The sequence below is a fragment of the Myxococcus virescens genome (genome assembly GCF_900101905.1).
Classification (GTDB): Bacteria; Myxococcota; Myxococcia; order Myxococcales; family Myxococcaceae; genus Myxococcus; species Myxococcus virescens.
The window spans coordinates 353,290-373,114 of record NZ_FNAJ01000002.1 but is presented as its reverse complement, the minus strand read 5'-3'; the positions used below and the strand labels follow the sequence as shown (position 1 = coordinate 373,114).

General features: G+C 69.4%; 21 protein-coding genes. 6 read left to right on the top strand and 15 right to left on the bottom strand.

From position 1 onward, the window contains the following. Positions 1 to 181 precede the first annotated feature (181 nt). On the top strand, positions 182 to 892 hold the full coding sequence (locus BLU09_RS08240) for a transglycosylase domain-containing protein (protein WP_090487970.1): 711 nt from the start codon (positions 182 to 184) through the stop codon (positions 890 to 892). An 814-nt stretch (positions 893 to 1,706) separates the two neighbouring features. Beyond that, positions 1,707 to 2,333, top strand: a complete 627-nt coding sequence (locus BLU09_RS08230) for a bZIP transcription factor (protein WP_244171531.1) — start codon at positions 1,707 to 1,709, stop codon at positions 2,331 to 2,333. Between the two features lie 28 nt (positions 2,334 to 2,361). Here BLU09_RS08230 and BLU09_RS08225 read toward each other — a convergent pair whose 3' ends face one another. The 4 genes from BLU09_RS08225 to BLU09_RS08210 form a co-directional block, all read right to left on the bottom strand. Next, positions 2,362 to 2,655 carry a cyclic-phosphate processing receiver domain-containing protein gene (locus tag BLU09_RS08225; protein WP_090487963.1) on the bottom strand — a complete coding sequence of 98 codons (294 nt, stop codon included), beginning with the start codon at positions 2,653 to 2,655 and terminating at the stop codon, positions 2,362 to 2,364. 89 nt (positions 2,656 to 2,744) lie between these two features. After that, the gene (locus BLU09_RS08220; protein ID WP_090487961.1) at positions 2,745 to 3,092 is read right to left on the bottom strand and encodes a TipAS antibiotic-recognition domain-containing protein; all 348 of its coding nucleotides are present in this window, start codon (positions 3,090 to 3,092) and stop codon (positions 2,745 to 2,747) included. Between the two features lie 79 nt (positions 3,093 to 3,171). Then, the gene (locus BLU09_RS08215; protein ID WP_090487959.1) at positions 3,172 to 3,399 is read right to left on the bottom strand and encodes a hypothetical protein; all 228 of its coding nucleotides are present in this window, start codon (positions 3,397 to 3,399) and stop codon (positions 3,172 to 3,174) included. A 30-nt stretch (positions 3,400 to 3,429) separates the two neighbouring features. Then, positions 3,430 to 4,320: a 2-oxo acid dehydrogenase subunit E2 gene (locus tag BLU09_RS08210; protein WP_244171530.1), complete on the bottom strand. Its 891-nt coding sequence runs from the start codon at positions 4,318 to 4,320 to the stop codon at positions 3,430 to 3,432. 84 nt (positions 4,321 to 4,404) lie between these two features. Here BLU09_RS08210 and BLU09_RS08205 point away from each other — a divergent pair, with 84 nt between their 5' ends. Together BLU09_RS08205 and BLU09_RS08200 are read left to right on the top strand one after the other, a co-directional pair. Further along, positions 4,405 to 5,307, top strand: coding sequence for a DUF1684 domain-containing protein (locus BLU09_RS08205; RefSeq protein ID WP_090487945.1), 903 nt, complete (start codon positions 4,405 to 4,407; stop codon positions 5,305 to 5,307). 113 nt (positions 5,308 to 5,420) lie between these two features. After that, positions 5,421 to 6,584 carry a PQQ-dependent sugar dehydrogenase gene (locus BLU09_RS08200; RefSeq protein ID WP_090487943.1) on the top strand — a complete coding sequence of 388 codons (1,164 nt, stop codon included), beginning with the start codon at positions 5,421 to 5,423 and terminating at the stop codon, positions 6,582 to 6,584. Positions 6,585 to 6,636: 52 nt separating this feature from the next. Here BLU09_RS08200 and BLU09_RS08195 read toward each other — a convergent pair whose 3' ends face one another. The 8 genes from BLU09_RS08195 to BLU09_RS08160 all read right to left on the bottom strand — a co-directional run bounded on the left by BLU09_RS08195 (position 6,637) and on the right by BLU09_RS08160 (position 16,127). Next, entirely contained in the window at positions 6,637 to 7,407 is a 771-nt protein-coding gene (locus BLU09_RS08195; protein ID WP_090487941.1) for an SDR family NAD(P)-dependent oxidoreductase, read from the bottom strand. Positions 7,408 to 7,667: 260 nt separating this feature from the next. Next, positions 7,668 to 8,837 (bottom strand): tetratricopeptide repeat protein, encoded by a 1,170-nt coding sequence (locus tag BLU09_RS08190; protein WP_090487939.1) that lies wholly within the window; start codon positions 8,835 to 8,837, stop codon positions 7,668 to 7,670. A 224-nt stretch (positions 8,838 to 9,061) separates the two neighbouring features. Next, the gene (locus BLU09_RS39845; protein WP_090487937.1) at positions 9,062 to 11,494 is read right to left on the bottom strand and encodes a M56 family metallopeptidase; all 2,433 of its coding nucleotides are present in this window, start codon (positions 11,492 to 11,494) and stop codon (positions 9,062 to 9,064) included. Between the two features lie 4 nt (positions 11,495 to 11,498). After that, on the bottom strand, positions 11,499 to 11,882 hold the full coding sequence (locus tag BLU09_RS08180) for a BlaI/MecI/CopY family transcriptional regulator (protein WP_090487935.1): 384 nt from the start codon (positions 11,880 to 11,882) through the stop codon (positions 11,499 to 11,501). A 127-nt stretch (positions 11,883 to 12,009) separates the two neighbouring features. Continuing rightward, the gene (locus tag BLU09_RS08175) at positions 12,010 to 13,425 is read right to left on the bottom strand and encodes a hypothetical protein (protein ID WP_090487933.1); all 1,416 of its coding nucleotides are present in this window, start codon (positions 13,423 to 13,425) and stop codon (positions 12,010 to 12,012) included. A gap of 133 nt (positions 13,426 to 13,558) precedes the next feature. Beyond that, a complete protein-coding gene (locus BLU09_RS08170; protein WP_090487931.1) occupies positions 13,559 to 14,053 on the bottom strand; it encodes a hypothetical protein in 495 nt (164 codons plus the stop codon). A 152-nt stretch (positions 14,054 to 14,205) separates the two neighbouring features. Further along, on the bottom strand, positions 14,206 to 15,867 hold the full coding sequence (locus BLU09_RS08165) for a phospholipase D-like domain-containing protein (RefSeq protein WP_090487929.1): 1,662 nt from the start codon (positions 15,865 to 15,867) through the stop codon (positions 14,206 to 14,208). Positions 15,868 to 15,887: 20 nt separating this feature from the next. Continuing rightward, complete coding sequence (locus BLU09_RS08160) at positions 15,888 to 16,127, bottom strand: chaperonin (protein ID WP_167371056.1); 240 nt, start codon at positions 16,125 to 16,127, stop codon at positions 15,888 to 15,890. Positions 16,128 to 16,594: 467 nt separating this feature from the next. Here BLU09_RS08160 and BLU09_RS08155 point away from each other — a divergent pair, with 467 nt between their 5' ends. Both BLU09_RS08155 and BLU09_RS08150 read left to right on the top strand, forming a co-directional pair. Next, complete coding sequence (locus tag BLU09_RS08155; protein ID WP_090487925.1) at positions 16,595 to 17,170, top strand: hypothetical protein; 576 nt, start codon at positions 16,595 to 16,597, stop codon at positions 17,168 to 17,170. 59 nt (positions 17,171 to 17,229) lie between these two features. After that, on the top strand, positions 17,230 to 18,015 hold the full coding sequence (locus tag BLU09_RS08150) for a hypothetical protein (RefSeq protein ID WP_244171527.1): 786 nt from the start codon (positions 17,230 to 17,232) through the stop codon (positions 18,013 to 18,015). A gap of 16 nt (positions 18,016 to 18,031) precedes the next feature. On the opposite strand, the gene BLU09_RS08145 is transcribed toward BLU09_RS08150, so the two are convergent. The 3 genes from BLU09_RS08145 to BLU09_RS08135 all read right to left on the bottom strand — a co-directional run bounded on the left by BLU09_RS08145 (position 18,032) and on the right by BLU09_RS08135 (position 19,815). After that, positions 18,032 to 18,460, bottom strand: coding sequence for a hypothetical protein (locus BLU09_RS08145; protein WP_090487921.1), 429 nt, complete (start codon positions 18,458 to 18,460; stop codon positions 18,032 to 18,034). A 23-nt stretch (positions 18,461 to 18,483) separates the two neighbouring features. After that, positions 18,484 to 19,128, bottom strand: coding sequence for an anti-sigma factor family protein (locus tag BLU09_RS08140; RefSeq protein WP_090487919.1), 645 nt, complete (start codon positions 19,126 to 19,128; stop codon positions 18,484 to 18,486). A 72-nt stretch (positions 19,129 to 19,200) separates the two neighbouring features. Then, entirely contained in the window at positions 19,201 to 19,815 is a 615-nt protein-coding gene (locus BLU09_RS08135; protein WP_186817864.1) for an RNA polymerase sigma factor, read from the bottom strand. Between the last annotated feature and the right edge of the window lie 10 nt (positions 19,816 to 19,825).

Below are 19,825 nucleotides of genomic sequence, written 5' to 3'. Positions count from 1 at the left end.
TCCGAACAGCAAGCTCTGAAGCCCGTCCAGGGCCGGGCTCGCCACGCGCTCATTCGTTTGGGCGCCGGAGTCCCCATGTGAATGCGGCCAGGACAGAGGCAGCGGTGCTCACGGGTGGCATCGCTGGCCTGAAGGTTGCTCATGCGCCTGGGCCATGCGCTGGAGACGGGCTTTCAAGGTGATGATGTGGCTGTTGAGCCTCGGGCTTGTGGTGCCGCTGGCCACTGTGGAGTGCGTCTATCAGGCCATGCTCGCGCGGGTACCCTCCCTTCCCCAGAAGGTGGAGGGCCCGTCGCCCTCAGCATCCTGGAATCAGGTGCGGTGGGCGCAGAGCGAACACACGCCGGCGCTTCGCGTGCAACCGGTCTGGCCGACCACCCTCCTCTTCACCCTGATGAAGGTCACGCTGAGTCGCCCCGCGGCAGGAGGAATGCGCGGCACGATGCCTCACGGGTTCAGGCTTGCCGGCAGTGTGGCTCACACATGGTCACGCCTTCAGGACAGGACTGGCGAAAGGCGGATACGCGTTTTTGAAACACTTGCCCTGACCATCTGGCTCACCCGAACCTGGACCGCGGAGGAGTTGCTCGCTTTCGAAGCGAGGCACCTCTGGTTGGGTCGTGACCTTATCGGCGCACATGCCGCCGCGCCCGTGCTGCTGCGCAAGGAGTGGGTACGGCTTGATGCGACAGACGCAGCGCTGCTCCTCGCCATTGCCGAGAACCCTCGCGACGTCGGCTGCGCTCCAAACCGAGTTCGACAGCGGCGAGACAGGCTGCTCGGGCACCTGTCCGACGCAGGCGTCGTCAGTGCGGCTGAAGCGGAAGCAGCGCGCACGTCGCCACCGGCACTGAGCTCCCCCGCTCGTGAGCCGTCATGTCCCCGGCGCTGAGAGGCCCGTAGGGCGGATTCGACAGTGGCTTCCTGACGCCACCGCTCCCAACATTCGGCCATCCTCTTGGCTGTTCGCCTGTTCCCGTGCTTGCCGCCTCGCTCCCGGACCTCACCTTTGCGAGGCAAAGGGAAAGGAACCGACCATGCGACGCGCCATCACCCATGCCGCCCTGACCTTCAGCCTTCTCACGTCATCTGCCGGTCTCGCCCAGCCAGCAAGCGGTGGCTCGTCCGGAGGCGCGGCGTCCGGCGGAACGCCGGGCGTCGTCCAGCCACAGGACGCCTACGACCCAGGCAACTTCTCGCCTCCGCCGCAGTTGGCTCCTGACGGTTCGGAAAGAAACTCGATGGACACGATTGAGACCAACACCGGCGCGGAGCCCGTCGCCGCACCACCCGCAGGCGCGACACGCGGGTACGCCCCCCAGCCGGGTATCGGCGGCAGCTGGGAACCCGAGGCACCCGCGAACGCCGACGGCGGCACCTGGGGAACTGGAATGAACGTTCCTTCCACGGGCACGGCCGGCACAGGTGGGTCGGGATTGAGCGGCACCGCAGGAACGGGCACGACTGGCGGAGGCACGAACACGGCAGGTGCGAACTCCGGCGGCAGTGACATGTCGGCAGGCTCCGCCTCTGAAGGCAGCAGTACGGCGGCCGGCGGCAGCGACTTGTCGGCAGGCTCCGCCTCTGAAGGCAGCAGTACGGCAGCCAGAGGCAGCGGCATATCGGCAGGCCCCGCCTCTGAAGGCAGCAGTACGGCAGCCGGAGGCAGCGGCATGTCTGCAGGCCCCGCCTCTGAAGGCAGCGGCATGACGACAGACTCCAGCTCCGATGTCGGCGGTACGGCGACGGGCGGCAGTGGCATGACGACCGGCTCCGCGACGGACGGCGCGGCCGGCAGCAACACGATGGGAACCCAGCCCCCTGCGACGAGGCAGGGCAGTTCGACTGATGGCCGTGAATCACCAGCTGGCGCGCCCACGGGCGGCGCGGTCAGCGGCGGCGCAGCAGAGACTCAGGCAGCCAGCGGCGCGGGGCACGAGAACCTCGAGCAAGAGGTCGCGCGGCTTCGCGACCAGGTCCAGCGGCTCGAAGCCGAGGTGAACACATTGCGGCGCGAGGGTACGGGGACGGGCGGCTCAGGGACACAGGCCACTGCGTCTGACGCGGACACGGGGACCACGGTGTTGGCCAGCGTCGTCATGCAAGGGCGGGTGGCCTCCGTCGGAAAGGACCACGTCGTGGTCCGCGACGCCGAGTCCGGAGACACCTTCAACCTCTTTGTGACGAACACCACCCGCATCAGCGCCAACGGCAAGCGCGTCTCACCGCAGCAACTCTCCGAGGGCACGCCCGTGCAAGCCGCGTTCAACTACATCGCGGATGGTGACACCTACGCCACGCAGATTCGGGCCTATCCCGGCCGCAGGCGCTGAAGCCTCGCCCCTTCACCTGGGGACGCGCTCAACCACCCTGCCCATCCTGGACGAAGCGCCCGATCCGGGTGATGGCCAACGTCATCTTCTGTCGCGCGGAGCTGTTCGCCGAATGCACCTGGACCCGTGGCGGCACGAAGCCACGGGTCGCCACGGCCTCTTCCAGCCACAGCAAGACGTCGTATCCGGTGCCATGCGTGTCGTCGCTCAGGCTCAGCTCCGTCACCTGCCCGGACGCCAGCAGCGAAATCGCCTCTTCGGGCCACCCCACACGCCCCCAACCGTCGGGAGTGGCCCGCTCGTCATCCTGATAGACCTTCATGACCTCCAGGCCTCGCGTTCGGTGACCCAGGGCCCCAGGGACGCGCCTGGAGCGCCGTGACTGAATCCAGCGAAGACGACTCACCACGGCTACGCCTGCTGCTCCAGACTGGCCATCGCCTTGCCGATGTAAGCGAAGAGCGAGGGGTCCAACCCATGCTTCGCCGCGACCTCGGGCTCCTGCTGATGCGTCGCGTTCAGCGCCCCTTCGATGCCAGGGTCGCCCCCCGTGAATGCCTTCAGCAGCTCCCGCCAGCGCATGGCCAGCGAGCGCACCGGCTCGATCGTGGGGTCTGTGCCCTGGTCCATCTCCGCGCGGACGCGAGCGATGAGCTGGGGCCACTCGGCCTCGACCTGGCGGATGGCCTCCTCCCCCAGGGCCTCGCGGCGGGCCTTCAACTGCTGGAGCTGCTCCGGCGTGTAGTGCTTCTCGAACATGATTCACACCTCATCCCGCCACGGCAGTGTGGCGTGATGAGATGGGTACGGCCTCACGCGGCGTGAGGCTCAAGCGGATTCAACGCTCGTCATCCGGAGCGCCGCCCGCGAGCTTCCGCAGCTTCGCGGCGAACGGGCTCTCCTCCCCCGCCCGCAGCGTCCCGCCCGCCATCCGCTGCCGCCGCGCCAGCGCGAGGCCTCCCTCGGCGGGCCCTTCCAGCGCCTCCTTCTCGAAGCGGTCCTGCCCACCGAGCGCGCGCCCCACGGGGCGCGAAGCAATGACACGGCGGTTCGTATCCACGGACATGAAGACCCCTTTCGAAGCAGCGGCCCGATGCTACCGCACCTCCGCACCGCTCGCAGCCCTGCCCCCGTCTGGCGAAGCCGAGCCCCACGTCCCCTCCGGCGCCTCCAGCGCGGCGCCGATGTCGCGCAAGACACGCGCGACGTCCTCCACGCCGATGAGCCGGGCGTCCCAGGTGCAAGTGAGCGTCATCACCTGCCCAGGCACCAGCGCGCCCGCATCCACCACGGGCTCCGTCCGCACCGCGCCCGGCGCCAGCAGGAGGGGCACGCGCGTGTACGGCACCAGGGCCACATAGCCCCGTTCCAGCCCCAACGAGCCCAGACTCGTCACCGCCACCGAGCCGAACGGGTCCCACGGCATGCCCACCCAGCGCAGGTCCACATTCAACGTGAACCAGACGAAGGACAACATCCGCAGCGCCAAGCCCATCAGGAAGCCAGGGATGAGCGAGGAGCGCCGCTTGCCACGCTCGATGACGGCATCCCGGCGCGCTCGGACCGCTGCGATGCGCGAGGCCATCGTCTCCGCGAAAGCCCCCAGTGACAGCGAGTCCGCGCGATGCACCGTGGCCGTCGTCAGGTCCGCGCGCCCCGTCTCCGCGGGCTGCACCACCAACACGCAGACGCCGACCTCCTTGCGCCGCCAGGGGCGATTCCAGCGCATCAGGACGTTCGCTTCGGGATGGCGGCGCAGCGCATCCGCGGCGGCCTTGGCCACCAGGTGCGTCACCGTGAGGCGCTGTCCCGTCCGGGCGCGGAAGGCCTCGAGGAAGGCCACCGCTCGCTCCATGCGCACCTCCACCGCCGCATAGGCGCTGGGGTCTCCTGGCGAACGCCATGTCCCCAGGGCGAGCTTGCGGAAGGCACCGGCCGGCGGTGCGGGCTGAAGGTCGAGGTGCACGGGCAGCGTCCGCCTTCGCACGGAGCCCGGTCCCCTGCAACTGTGGGCCCTGCGCCTGGCTCGCCGCCCTGTTAGACAGGGGCTTCCCTCCCCCGAGGCCCCGACATGACGCCCATCGCCCTGGCCCTGTCTCTCGCCCTCCAAGCCTCGCCAGCCCCCCAGAACATGTCCCAGACCACCGCGCCCACCGCCGATGACTTGCAGACGTCCACCCGCGCCTGGCACGAGCAGCGCGTCCAGCGACTCCAGGCGGAGGACGGCTGGCTCACCCTCGTGGGCCTGTTCTGGCTCAAGGAAGGCGAGCAGACAGCGGGCTCCGCGCCCGAGAGCGACCTGGACTTCCCCGCGGGCACGCCCGCGAAGCTGGGCACCTTCACGCGGCAGGGCAACACCGCGCGCTTCCAGCCCGCGCCCGGCGTCACCTTCACCCGCAACGGCCAGCCCTTCACGGGCGGCGCACTCCAGTCGGACGAGAAGGGCACGCCGGACGTGCTCAAGCTCGGCAACGTCAGCTTCCAGCTCATCCTCCGAGGCGACAAGCTGGGCGTCCGCGTGAGGGACTCCGGCGCGGCGACGCGCCAGCAGTTCCGGGGCATCCCCACGTACCCGGCGAGCAACGACTGGCGCATCGAGGCGCGCTTCGAGCCCGCACAGACGCCTCGGATGCTGCAGGTCCCCAACGTGCTGGGAACCATCGACGAGATGAAGGCCCCCGGCACGCTCGTGTTCACGGTGGCGGGCAAGGAGCACCGGCTGACGCCCGTGGAGGACGGCTCGGGCAAGCTCTTCATCATCTTCGCGGATGAGACCAACCGCGACGCGACCTACGGCGCGGGCCGCTTCCTCTCCGCGGACATGCCCACCGACGGGCGCGTCGTGCTCGACTTCAACCGGGCCTACAATCCGCCCTGCGCATTCACCCGGTTCGCCACCTGCCCGCTGCCTCCGCGCGGCAACCGGCTCGCCACGCGCGTGGAGGCCGGCGAGAAACGCTACGCGGACCACTGACGCCGGGCCTGCCTCCAGGTCTCAAGCAAGCAGCCCGGCACGAGCGTCCGTCCCTGGACGCTCCGTGCCCGGGAGGCTGGCGCATCCACGCGCCCGCGGACATTCATTCGCTCATGCGCGCCTCTTTGACGCTCCTCCCCGCTCTCGTGGTGCTCGCCCTGTCCGCCTCCGCCTGCCGCAAGAGTCAGGCGCAAGGCACCGCGTCTCCCCAGGACTGCATCCGCGTGGAGAAAGGCTGGGGCGCCGACGGCACCGTGCCCTTCAACGTCGAGGTGGTGGCGCGGGGCCTGGAGACGCCGTGGGGCATCGCGTGGCTCCCCGGAGGCGACGCGCTCGTCACCGAGCGCCCGGGCCGCATCCGCCTGCTCAAGGACGGTGTCCTCCAGCCGCGGCCCGTGGCGACGGTGCCCGTCGCGGACGCCGCGGAGGGCGGCCTGCTCGGCATCGCGGCCCACCCGGACTTTGCGAACAACCGCCAGTTCTACATCTACGTCACCACGGACGCGGGCGGCGCCGAGGAGAACCGCATCGAGCGGTGGACACTGTCGGAGGACCACACCACGGCGACGCACGAGCGCGTCATCTTCGGTGGCATCGCCTCCGCCAAGTATCACGACGGCGGGCGCCTGCGCTTCGGCCCGGATGGCATGTTGTACGCGGGCACGGGCGACGCGAGAGACCCGGACCGCTCGCAGAACGCGAACGACCCGGCCGGAAAGCTGCTGCGCCTCACGCCGGCGGGAGCGGTGCCCCAGGACAATCCCATCCCCGGCTCGCCCGCGTTCCTCACCGGCATCCGCAACCTCCAGGCCTTCGACTGGCGCGACGCCTCCACGTTGTACATCGTGGACCACGGCCCCAGCGGCGAGACGCTGCGCCGGGGACACGACGAGGTCAGCGTCGCCCACCGCGGTGACAACCTGGGCTGGCCCGGCATCTACTCGTGCGAGACGCGCGAGGGGCAAATCACACCGTCCATCACCTACAAGGACGCCATGCCTCCAGGCGGCGCCGCCATCTACACCGGAACGGCCATCCCCGAATGGAAGGGCTCGCTGCTCATCGGCACGCTGGGCTCACGCCACCTCCAACGCGTGGAGTTCGCGCCGGATTCGAGCCGCGTGGCCAAACACGAAGTGTACCTGCGCAACACCCACGGCCGGCTGCGCGAGGTCATCATGGGGCCGGATGGCCACCTCTACGTCACCACCAGCAACTGCGACGGACGCGGTGACTGCGGCCCGGACAAGGACGTCATCCTCCGCCTGAAGCGCTGAGCACGGGCCTTCAGCGCTCCGGCCTTGCCCAAGGGCGCTGGAGCGCGCGCCGTCAGAGCATCATCCCGCCCGAGGCCTCGATGCGCTGGCCCGTCACCCACGCGCTCTCCGGCGACAGCAGCATGGCGACCGCATCCCCGATGTCGTCGGGCTGCCCCACACGGCCGAGCGCGACCTGGGCGGCCAGGGTCTTGTTCAGCTCCGGGTTGTCACGGACGACGCCGCCCCCGAAGTCCGTCGCGGTCGCGCCCGGCGCGAGCACGTTGACGGAAATCCTCCGAGGTCCCAGCTCCTTGGCGAGGTACCGGGTGAGCGCCTCCACGCCCGCCTTCATGGTCGCGTAGGCGGCGTGGCCAGGGAGGGTGAAGCGCGCGAGCCCGGAGGAGATGTTCAGGATGCGCCCCCCATCCGCCAGCACCGGCAACAGCCGCTGCGTGAGGAAGAACGCCCCCTTGAGGTGGACGTTCATCAGCGCGTCGAACTGGGCCTCGGTCGTCTCCGCGAAGCTGACTTGGATGCCCATGCCCGCGTTGTTCACCAGGAAATCCAGCCGCTCGCGCCCGAAGTGACGGCCCAGCTCCGTCCGCACCGCTTCCACGAAGGCGCCAAAGCCCCGCGTGTCCCCCACATCGAGCGGGAGCGCCACCGCCTTGCCGCCTGCTGCTTCAATCTGCTTCACGACCGCCGCCGCTTCATCCGCGCCGGTGCGGTACGTCAGGATGATGCCGGTGCCCCGGGCCGCCAGCTTGAGCGCCATGTTCCGCCCCAGTCCACGGCTTCCCCCCGTGATGAGAGCCACGGGCATGTTCTTCGAGGTGCTCATCTCCAATCCTTTCCGGTGACGCGGCGGTGCGCCGCACCTGTCCATGAATTGGGAGCCGTGAGCGGATTGAGAAAGGGGCTGCGCTCCGACACACCGTTTCGACGGCGCTCGAAGCGGAACCTGGCACGTGATTCCAGGCGGCCAGGAGCTCGCGCGGGCGCGGGCGCATCGGCCTGCCCGTCAACGTCGCGCGCGAACCCATCCTCCCACGCTTGTACTTCGAGCCGCACGAGGAGGGCTGACGCCCTCCCGCCGGCGGGTCAGGCGCCGAGCTGCTTCAACAGCTGCTCGGCCTGCGCGCGCACGTCCTCGGCGCCCAGCGCCAGCGCCTGCTTCGCGTGGCGCGCTGAGAGCTCCTTGTCCGCGGGGAAGGTCCCCAGGGCCATGTTGAGGTGCGTGCCCGCGTCATTCGGGTGCGCGCCCAGCACGGGCGCCAGCAACGCCGCGACCCGCGAGTGCCCGTTGTCCTGCATCAGCACCACCGCGAGGTCGTTGGTGGGGCCGGGGTCTGTCGGCACCGTGGCCACGGCCGCCTCCAGCAGCGTCACCGCCTCGGCGCGCTCGCCCAGGGCCAGGTGCATCTGCGCCAGCGCGTGCTGGGCCTGCCAGCTTCCGGGCGCCTGCCGTAGCACCTCCGCGAAGACGTCCTTGGCCTCGACGAAGGCGCCAGCGCTCATCGTCGCCAGTCCGAGCAGGTAGAGATAGGTGATGCTGGAAGGGTCCAGCTTGCGCAACTCCTGAGCCACGCGCTTGGCGCCATCCGAGCTGCCGGCGGACAGGTACAGTCTGAAGAGGTCCTCCAGCACCGCGCGCTGGAGCCCACCCCGCGCCTTCTCCAGCGCCTGCGTGGCGGCCTGGATGGCCAGCCCCAGCTGGCCGCATGCGGAATGGGCCCGCGACAACATCAGCAACGGCATGGCCTCCTGCGGCGCGCCCTCGGCGGCCCGCAGGAAGTGCGACACCGCGCCATCCGGCTCGTTCTGCTGAAGGCGGATGCGCCCCAGTTCGAAGTGGACGTGGGTACTGCCGGGAGAAATCTGGAGCACGGACTCGAAGGCGGCGCGCGCTCCCGCCAGGTCCCCGCGCTCGAACAGCAGCGAGCCCAGGTTGAAGCGCTCGAAGTAGCCCGCGGTGGGCGCGGCGGCCAGCGCCTTGAGGGACTCCAGCGCCTCCGGGTTGCCCGCCTGGGCGCGCAGCATGGCGAGGTGCGCCTGCCCCTCCGTGTGGTCCGGCTTCGCCTTCAGCAGGCGGAGCACGGCGGCCTCCGCATCCGCCGCCGCGCCGGTGCTCAGGTGCACACGGACCAGGCCCAGGAGGCACTCCACGTCATTCGGATCAATGGAGAGCCCCTTCTGGAAGCTCTTCACCGCGTCCTGGGTCTGTCCCATTTGAAGGAAGCGACCCCCTTCCTGAGCATGCGTCGAAGCCATGCATCAGCATCTACCACGGGGTATCGAGTCCCGGCAGTTCACGGAGCCACTTGCCCGTGCGGTCCGCGCCCGCGGGACCGAGCGCACGCCCATACTCGCAGCGGCATCCGCCTTCCCTCGAAGTGCGAGGGCGCTGCCTGCCATTCCGGCGGGAGGTATCGAGGACCCACCCTGGGGAGCGCACGGATGACGCGCTCCCCAGCTCCTCGAGCACCCCGGGCGTTTCAGGTGGGCATCGGCTGGCCCAGGCCCTTGCGCAGCGCCTCGTCGATGAGGCCCTGTATCTTCGCCTCCGCTTCCTTCGCGCGGGCCTGGTGCTGCTCGCTCAGCTTGGACTGCTCCAGGTGCAGGGCGTGCTGCTTCTCGCTGAGCTGGTGCTGCTCCTTGCTCAGGATGGACTGCTTCTCGGCCAGGCCCGCCATCTTCGTCTCCAGGGCCTTCATCTCCGCTTCCAGCTCGCGGTCCTGCTTCTTCAGCTCGGAGCGGCGGCGCTCGCGCTCGGCTTCGGGCAGGGCGTCCAGACGCGACTCCTCCAGGTGGAGCCCAGACTGCCTGTAGGCCAGGTCACCCAGCTTGCGTCCCAGCCCGCCCTGCTCGTGGCCCAGGGTGGCCTGCTTCTGACCGAGCACCGCCTGCTGCTGCCCCAGAGCGCCCTGCTTCTCTCCCAGCGCGCGTTGCGCCTCGCCCAGCTCGCGGGTGACGGAGTGCGCTTCGCGAATGGACTTCAGCGTGGCCGCGTCGCGGATGATGAACGCCTCGCCCTTGCGGCGGACGAACAGGAGCTCCTTGTTCTTCTGCTTGAAGGTGCGCGCCAGCTCCAGGTCGACCGTGCTGCCGTTCATCATCGCCATGCCGTCCGTCAGCAGCACGTAACCACGGTCCGGGTCGCCGGGCGCGGGCGGCGCAGGCGGCGCGGGCGGCGAGGGCGGAGACGGAGGAGTCGGCGGAACGGCCGCGATGTGCGGCGTGCCCCCCACGATGTGCCGCTGCGTGACGACAGCGAGACGCGGAGCAGAAGGCGCCGGCGGTGTTCTGGGAACGGATGGCGACAGAGCAACGCTGGGCGGGACGGGCGGCACCGGAGCGGCGCCGGGTGACGCGGGCGGAGCGGGCGGCACTGGAACGGGCTCGGAGGTCATCACGCCCGTGGAGTACGACACGACCACGCCCTGCTTGACGACGGTGCGCTCGGCCTGTGCGTCCGCCGGGGTCGCAGCGGGGGCGGGCCGTGCCTTCGGCGCGGATGCGGGTGCCGTCGTGGGCCGAGCACTCGGTGACGGCGCGCTCTTGGCAACGGGGGACGCGGATTGCGTGCTCGGTGTTGGCGCGTTCTGGGCCACGGTGGACGCAGGCTTCGACGACGCGGTGCCACGCTGTCCAGACGCCGCCGACTCGGGCGCCAGGCGAGGTGCACCACCCGCTTCCCGTGCGACGACCTGGAAGGGCACCAGCGCCGCAACGCCCATGGCGGAGAGCGCCACCCTCAACAGGCGCCGGATTCGAGGGGGAACGGCATCGACGTGCTCCAACATGCTCAACCTCCTGTGCAACGCATCAACGTGAGCGGACGCCCCCAGCGCAGCAGCCGTGCCGGGAGTTCTGGCGATTCCAAAAGCGAGAATCAGCTCGCCGTAGTCCGCGAGCTCCGCATCCGTGAGCCGGATGGCCTCGGCATCACACGCCTCCTCACGGGCCAGCGCGTACTCGCGAGCCGCCCGCCGCGCGAGCGGATGGAAGAAGAAGAGCGACTCCGCCAGCGCCGGCACCCAGCCGAGCCACAAGTCACCGCGACGCAGGTGCGCCAGCTCGTGCGCCAGCGCCATGCGCAGGGCCGCCACGGGCAACCGTCGCACCGCCCTCCCGGGCAGCACCACGACGGGAGACAGCAGTCCCGTGGCCAGCGGGCTGGCCACCGATTCGGAGACAAGGAGTCCCGGCACGCGCCGCAGTCCCGCGGCAGCGGACAGCGCCCGCACCTCTGCTTCCAATCCGGGGTGAACCAACGGGCGTGCGGACTGGCGAAGGCGACGCACCGCGAGCCCGCCCTTCACATGGCCATACACCTGCCACAGCACGCCGGCCCCCCACACCGCCAGAAGCAGCCCCACCATGGCGCGGCCCCACGGAAAGGGAGCACCAGACTCGGCCACCGTGCCCGCATCGACAGCACCGGTCTGAAGGGTGCCACGCCGCGCGGCCTCCGCCCCGGACGTCGCGAAGCCCGTGCGCGCCCACGATGAGCCATCCCGCTGCGGAGAGAGCACGGCCCCGTGTGTGGCTGCTTCGGCCACGGACCTCTCGGAGTCAAAGCCCTCCCCCGGAGACACGTGTCGCTGAGCGTCCGCCACCACGGGCTCCGAGACACGAGGCACCGTCTCCCGCGCGGAGCTCCCGCCCCACCAGGCCTCCACCCGCGCCACGCCAGCAGCCACCGACGCGGGCAGTACCGGCAACGCAAGGGAAGGCAGCCACCCCAGCGCCACCACGAACTTCAGCGCCACCAGCCACCAGAGCCCCGCTCGCAGCGACGCCGGCAGCTTCGGCCACGCCCTCGCCACCGCCCACACCAGCACGGCGCAAAGCGCCCCCTGCCACGACGCCCGCCACAGACCCGACGACGCCCACGCCCCTACGTGCGACAGCCAGTCCGTGCCCATGTCGCTATCCCTTCCGCTTCTTCGAACGCAGCCGCGCCACGACGTCCTGGAGCTGCGCCAGGTCCTCGTCGGACACGTCCTCCGCCTCGGACAAGTACGCGGCGAACGGCGACAGCGAGCCCGACAGGGAGCGCTGCACGAAGTCCCCCACCACGTCCCGCAGCAGCTCCGACGCCGGCACGGGCGAGGCGTACTGGAACACGCCCTCCACCTTGCGCCGCGTCAGGTAGCCCTTGAGCCGCAGCCGCTCCATGACGGTGAGGATGGTGGAGCGCGCCAGCCCCTGCGCCTCGCCGAAGCGCTCGGCCACTTCGCCCACGGTCGCCGGACCGTGCTCGGCCACGTACCGCAGCACCAACAGCTCCTGCTCTCCCACCGGCTTCTTCATGGACCGTCCCGTGACGACAACTGTAGTCACGAAGAAGGTACGACTGACTACAACCGTAGTCAAGCCGGGCAAAAAGACAGCGGCGGCAGGCCCCTGAAGGCCCACTCGCCGCTCGAGTCACTGCCGCTCAGCGCTGGAAGTCCACGCCGACGCCGGCGCCCGCGGTGACACCTCGCACGAGCGTTCCGTCCGGTTGTGGGAAATGAACGGTTCCGCCGGAGCCCCAGGCATAGACGTGGTTGACGATGCGCTGCCGCAGTTCCACGCCCGCCGAGTAACGCGGCCGGTCTCCCAGACCCGTCAGCACCACGCGCGCCAGCGCCCGCGTCCTGCCGCCCGGCAGCTCGAAGCCAGCGGACACATCCGTGTCCGTCCTGCCAAAGCCGAAGTACTGCGCCGCCACGCTGCCCAGCAGGAGCAGCTCGTTGGGATTCCCCTTCGCGACGCTCAGCTCCACGTAGCCAGCGAAGCCCGACGGAAGCACCTCGTCCGCGATGGGCGTCTCCGACAGACCGACGCCGGAGAAGCGGCCCAGCTCGTAGTCAGGACCGAACATGCCGAAGCGGAACCGGCCCCCCTGCTTGCGGCCCTGGACCGTCACGCTCACCTGCGTGCCACTGGCCATCTGTCCTGCCAAGGCCACGCCCAGCAATCCGCCGAAGGCCGGCGTGTAGGCCCGCGTGAAGCGCGCGCCGCCGCCCAGCAGGGCCCACGCGCGCAGGCGCTCCCCCTTGTACAGGGCAACGTCTCCGCCCACGGACGCCAGGGTGAGGTCGGGCGAAGTGCCGCCCGCGCGGCCCGCGTCATGCGCCGCGGACAGCCGGATGAGGTAGCGGTCGAAACGATTGGCGTCGTCACTGGCCATGCGGCCGATGTCCAGCAGCGCCTCGCCCGCGAAGATGCGCGCGGCGAGCACGTCGCTGGCCAGAATCTCCGCGCGGACCGCGCCCTTCACGAAGGTGAGCGAGCCACCCGCGGGGTGATAGTCCGGCGCCAGCGCGTTGCTGTAGCGGCCCACGAGATAGCCGCGGCCCAGCGTCTCTTCGGAGAAGGGCTCGACGCGGAGGAAGAAGGGGCGACCCTCCTGGCCGATGCGCAGCATGCGCACCACCTGCCCGAAGTCACTCAGCTCATCCCAGTCCTCACGACGCAGGCCGCCGCTGTAGTCCTCCGTGGTCGTGGGCGCTTCGTCCACGACCCGCAGCCGCAGGTTCGCCCCCAGCCGCAGCACGAAGGTCTCCCCGTGCGTCAGCCCCAACGAGGGGTAGATGCGCGCGAAGAAGTCCTGCCCCCCGCCGCGAGGCCCTGAGGGAAGGCTCAGGCCACCGACCTCCAACTGGCCGCTGAAGCCGAAGCCCACGCCGCCCGTGTGGGTACTGCCCGGAGGCGCGGGCTCATCCAGCCGCGCGGCGGAGACGGGGGCACCTTCCCTCCGCGATGTCGAGGAGACCTCCTCCTCCGAAGAGACCTCCTCCACGGTAGAGCTGCCGTCGTACTGCGTGGACACCAGGGCGAGAAGAGCGAAGAGGGGGGCGCCAGTCATCGTCCCCCGACTCTACCTGTCCATGGCGCGAGACGAAGCAGGTGACTGCATCCGCGTGTGGGTGCCACTGCGGACCGTCGGTACACGCGCCCCCGCCTGGCGTCAGCGGGCGACGTGCGACCTTCACACCGCGTCAACGGTTGCCGTCGACTTCAACCTCGTCGGCTTCCACTTCCCGCGTCTCGACGTCGCTGGCGTCGAGCTCCTTGACGTCGGACTTGCCGTCCACCGGCTCGCGCTGGATGTTGCCGGAGCCGCCCACGCCATCCTTGCGGGCCTCTTCACTCTGCTGGCCCCCCAGGAGCGGGCCGTCCTGCACGTCGTACTTCTCGCCTTCTGGCGTCGTCACCGAGGTGCCCGCGCCCATGCCGGGGCCACTGCCACCGGTGGCCTCGCCGTCGTAGACGGTGGGCGCGTCCTGCCTGTCCCGGCGCTCGTTCTTCGTCACGTCCGCGGCCTCACCCGCGCTGCGGTCATCCCACTCAGAAGACGTGTCCACGGACTCGGGCGCCGTCGTCTCCGTGCCCGAACCACCGATGGCGCTGTCATCCGCGCGCGTGTTCGCCGAGTTGCTCGAACAACCCCAGAAGGCCAGCGCCGCCGCTGCGGCCATGAGAGGAAGCTTCATGGTGAATCCCCCTTGCGTGAGAGAAGTTGTGCTCTCGACAAGGTGGCGTCCCGCGCGGCAGGGACAACCCGCCGGCCGTGCCCGTGCCCCCGGGCCCGTCCCAAGGCAGGCGGGCGGGCAGGCCCTTGGCCGCCTCCCGCCTCCGCGCGCCGCTACCCGTCGTCCTGCGCGCAGGGAAGGATGGCGCGGTGCGGGCGCTCGGTGCCCGTGCCCACCAGCCAGCGCGACAGCAGGCGGACACCGGAGGCGAACAGCCCGTCCTCGGCGCGGTGGAGCGCCTCGAAGAGGGACTCGTCCAACACCGACTGCTCCGGGTCGATGATGAGCTCCTCGGGCTCCAGCGACTTGAGCAGCGGACTCTGGTCGAACACCGTCGACATCGGGTGGACGCGCAGGCGTCGCAGCCCCATGACGGCCACGTCGTCCAGCCACTCCACCAGCCCGCTGTCCGCGGCCGCGAGCAGGCGCAGGGCCGCCATGCCCTCCAGCCCCGCGTGCTCGGCCATCAGCGACACGCGGATGCGGCGGATGGCGCGCGTCGTCGCGTCGTTCGGCGCCTCCGCCTCCCAGCTCAGGTTCAGCTCCGAATCCAACCCGAGGCTGCGGTTGGTGGTGTTCGCGGAGCCCAGCGTGAGGAAGCGGTCATCCACCACCATCACCTTCGAGTGGATGTACGTGTAGATGTCCTCGCCGGTGCGCGCGTCGTGCCCCGCGGAGCAGTACACGCCAAAGGCATGTCCCGTCTCGTGCGCCACGCGCTCCAGCGTGCGCAGCAGCCGCACCTGGGCGATGCCCATGGCCAGTTGTTCGCGCAGCGCCTCCGGCTGCCGCGGCAGCACCAGGACAATCTGCAGCCGTCCCCGCCAGGAGGACCGCATGCGCTTCACCAGCGCCTGGAAGATGGCCCGCGAGGAGAAGTACTGGTTTTCGATGTAGATGAAGCGCTCGGCCGAAGCGATGGCGTCCAGATACAGCATGGCCACCTCCTGCACCGCGGGTTGCGGCGGGAGGAGCGTCTTGCCGAAGGTGCGGCTGATGGCCACCGGTCCCGGCGGCGCTGGCAGGCCCGGCGTGAAGTCCACGTCATCCCGAGACACCCTGGGCAGCCGCAGCTCACCGCCGCCCGAGTGCGCCCAGCGCGCCTCGAACAACTCCGCCAGGCGGTCCACCACCGGCCCCGTCAGCACGGACTGCACGTCATGGTAGGGGCCGTGAGGATCCCTCCCACTGTCACAGCGCAGCTCCGAGTGCACCCGGTGCTCCCGGTCATCCCACCGGCAATCACAGACATCCATGCCCCCGGTGAAGGCCAGCGCGCCGTCGATGACGACCAGCTTCTGGTGATGCGCGCCATACAACGGGCTGGAGGCGTCGAAGCGGAAGCACACCTGCCCGTTCGCCGTCCAATTGAAGATGAGCCGCTGCATCCACTCGCGCTCCATGGCGAGCAGCAGGCTGAAGTCCCACGCCAGCACGTAGACGCGCAGCTCCGGGTTGGCCCGGCACAGCTCGTCCAGCATCGGCAGCAGCCGTGACTCGCCGCGCGCCTCGCGAAGGTCCTCGCCTCGCAGCAGCGCCACGTCGCTGTCGAACTGCCAGCCGGTAATCGCGATGTAACGTCGGGCCTTCTGCGCGGCCCGGTACAGCTCCCGGTAGTAGTCGCGCGCGTCCACCAGCACGCCCGCGTCGCTCGCCTCCTCCACCGTCCAGCAATTCCGTCCGGGACTGATGATGCGTCTCACAGGTGCGTCCCTTCCCGTCCCCGCCTCGGCCGCCCTCACCTGGCGCCACCGCCAGGTCCTCCTGCACCGCACACGCCCCGGATTGGCGTGTGTCAGCCGACGAAGACGATGTGCTTGCCCGTGGCGACCGCCATGTCCTTGGAGGACATCACCTGCGCCACCTTCTTCACCTCGCCGCCCACCGTGTCGAAGGCCGCCGCGATGAGGTCGCCCAGCGTCACCTGCACCTGGCGGGCGCCCCGGCCAGCCCCCTTCACCGCGCTCGCTGCCGACACCTTCATCTGCTGGGCCTCACGACGGATGACCTGTCCACGCTTCTGAGTCTTCGCCATGATTTCGTCTCCAAGGGTGAGAGGGTTGCTTGTGCTGCTCCCTTCAGCAACCGGCGTGCCGAGCGCCAACCCCGCGATTTTCCGAAGGCCGGCTGCCTGCCCCCCCGCCCCAGGGACCGGACTTCTGACTTTTTTTCAGCCCTGTCCCGGCAGGCTTCCGACGGAAGTTCTTCCCTGCCGCCTGATGACGGCGTCCGGCCGCCGGGGCGCTCCGCCGGGGCAGGTTGCCCCGCTGGGGCATCCCGCCCCACGCGGCCCACGGACGCTCGCTCCCGCGCGCCGCGTGGGCACACGCTCACTCACAGCGAACCCAGGTCACCTGGCTTCATACCGACCGCGCGGGTCGTTATTGCCCACGGGGAATCCCATATCGAATATTCCGGAAAATTACAGACATGTAAGTCTATTTGAAAATATAGGAAAAAGCCGCTTCAATACGTGTCACTCCTCACGAGGGCGTAACCCGTATGGAATTGAAGACTCCCATCAGCGCCACCACACCGACCCTTCAACCCATGTCGTTCCAGGGCATCGAAGTCATCGGCCAGTCGATTCTCGCCATCGTCAACGGCATGGAGCTCGCCCAGTCACGCGCGTTGCGCATCCTGGGTGAGAACGGCATCGCGCCGCTGAAGGCGGATGCCTGGTACCCCATGCCCGCCCTGCTGAAGTCGTTCCGGCTGGTGTTCGACAAGATTGGTCCCAGCACGGTGAGGACCATTGGCCGGAAGATTCCGGACAGCGCGCACTTCCCGCCGGACATCGACACGCTGGAGAAGGGGCTGCGCGCGGTGGACATGGCGTACCGGATGAACCACCGCGGCAAGGGCGCCATCGGCGGCTACCGCTTCGAGCCGGTGGATAAGCGAAACGCTCGCATGGTGTGTGACAACCCCTATCCGTGTGACTTGGACCTGGGGCTCATCGAAGCCATTGGCGACCGGTTCCGTCCCAAGGATTCGCTTTGGGTGCGTATTGAACATGAGGCCAAGAGTTGCCGGCGGCGCGGCGACAGCGCCTGCACGTACAGCATCAATTGGTAGCGGAGTCCCGCCAGCGGGCCGGGGGCGGCGCATCACCAGACACCCCAGGGAGGTCCATCATGAAGGAAGTGCTCCAACACATCGCCGTGCGCGAGGCGCGCTTCGCAGCGCACCCCTTCTTCTCCGACATGCGGATGGACCGCCCCATTGAACAGGTGATGGCCTTCGCGCCGCGCCTGACCTTCTGGGTGATGACGTTCCAGGACGTGCTGCGCCTCAACGCACACTTCATCCAGGACGCGCACCTCAAGGCGCTGGCCACGCGGCACCATGCCGAGGAGGGCGGGCATGACCAGTGGTTCGAGGACGACATCTCCGCGCTCACGGGCGGCTCGCTGAGCATCGGCACCATGTACGGCCGCGCGCACGTGAAGACGCGTGACGCGGCCTACGCCATCATCAGCGAGGTGTACCGCCCGGTGGATGACCGGCTGCGCATCGTCCTGCTGTGGGCGCTGGAGTCCACCAGCCATGTCTTCTTCAGCCGCACCGCCATCATCAGCGCGGCGCAGGGCGCGGACGACCGGCTGAAGTACTTCTCCGACCACCACATGCAGGCCGAAGCGCAGCACGCCATGTTCGAACAGGAGCTGGCGGCGGAGCTGGAGGCCATGCAGCTGTCCCCGGAGGTGCGCGCGGACGCCCTGGCCATGGTGGACCGCATCTACGCGGCGTTCGACACCATGTTCGACGGGCTGCGCGTCAACCTGGAGCGGGAGCACGCCGAGGCCCCCGCTCCGGGCCTCCAGGCGCACACCGCCGCCGCCGAAGTCCTCCCCCTGGAGATGGAAGAGGACCTGGAAATCATCGTCCTGGAGGAGGACGGGGAAGCCCGCGCCGCCTGAGGCGGCGCTGGGGGAGCTACCGCGCGGGAGGGGAGAGCACGAGGATGAGCTCCCCGCCCACGTACTTGCCAGCCTTCTGGTAGACGGCGCCCTGGCGGCCCAGCTCCACGTCCAGCGTGGGCTGACGGGGAATGGCCACGCGCACCGTGGCCGTGCCGTCCTTGATGCCCTGCAGCTGCAACGTCGCGTTGGCGCCGTTGGGCAGCTTCACCTCGGAGGCGCTCTTCGCGCTCACCGTCAGCACCTCATTCGAGAGGCGCTTGAACGAGGTGAAGCTGAAGTTCTGCTTCTGGAACTGCTCCTTCATCTTCTCCAGCTCGGGCGGGTCGACCTCGGCGCCCTTCTTCGAGGCGAGCACCACCTCGACCTGGACCTGGACTTTCGCGTCTTGTGCGCTGGCGGCCATGGGCAGCAGCAGGCCCAGCCCCAGCAGCGCCCACAGCATCCGGCCCGACGACACGTGTCTTCTCACAAGGAACCTCCCGACGGCCTGGGGGCGTCGGGGGCCGGGCGCGCGGGGACGTTGCGCCCGCTTGCGTCTGGCTGACCGACACCTGTCTGGTCCTGCCGCTCCCCCTTCTCCGCGCCGGGAGACAGGACGTCCGAGTCCTCGTCCACCAGCCAGATGATGGTGCCCCCATTGTCCGTCTCCATCACCACCGGCGCCACCTGGGCGTTGCGGTAGGGCTGGATGGACTTCACCGTCATGCGCTCGGAGGCGTACCCCACCGGCGCCCGGTCGCTCGTCAGCAGGGGTACCCCCACCAGTACCAGCACGGCCGCGGTGGCCAGCGACGAAATCATCGCGGTGCGCTGGTAGAGGAACATTTCGGACACTGCCAGCTTCAGCCGCTCCATGAGGGGCGGCTTGTCCGGCGTCACCCGCGCCATGACGCGCTGGGTGAAGTCCTTGAAGTCCACGTCGTCCACGGCCATGTCCAGGCCCACTCGCAGCAGCCCGGATTCCGCGCGCAGGTCCGCCGCCCGCCCGGTGCAGTCCCGGCAGGCCGCCAGGTGCCGCTCCACGTTGACGCGCTCGCCGGAGCTCAGCTCTCCGTCGACGTACGGGGACAGCATGGGTACGAAACGCTCACACGCGGGATTACCGGCCATTGGTTCCACCTGCTTGCTGGAAGGGGCTGCGAAAATTGGGACGGGCAGGTCCCTCAGATATTCGAGGCCCGCTCACTCACTGCCCACGCCGCTCTTCGCTTCGTCCAACTCCAGGTATTCACTGAGGATTTTCTGGACCTTGGCCCGGGCATGGAAAAGCCGGCTCATCACCGTGCCCTTGGGGATGTCCAGGGTGCGTGCGAGGTCGTCGTAGGACATGCCCTCGATTTCCCGCAGCAGGAGGATGGCGCGGTGCTTCTCCGGCACCGTGGCCAGGGCCTCCTGGATCTTCTCCGCCAGTTCGCGGCGCAGCGCGCTCTTCTGGGGGTTGGTGCCCAGCCGGCTGCCCAGGGCGCCGATTCGGGCCTCGGACAGGTCCATGGTCTGGCTCTCGTCGAACTCCACGGCCTCGCCGCCCCCGCCACGCTTGCGGATGACGTCGATGCAGATGTTGACGGTGATGCGGTAGAGCCACGTGTAGAAGGACGAGTCGCCCTTGAAGTGGTCCAGGTACTTGTAGACCTTGACGAACGCCTCCTGGGAGACGTCCATCGCTTCCTCCTTGTCCTTCAGCATGCCCAACGCAACGGCGTACACCTTGCGCTGGTAACGCTCGACGAGGAGTTTGAAAGCGCGCTGGTCGCCGGTCCGGACGCGCTTGACGAGAGTGAGGTCGTCGGTTGCCAAGTAGGTGCGG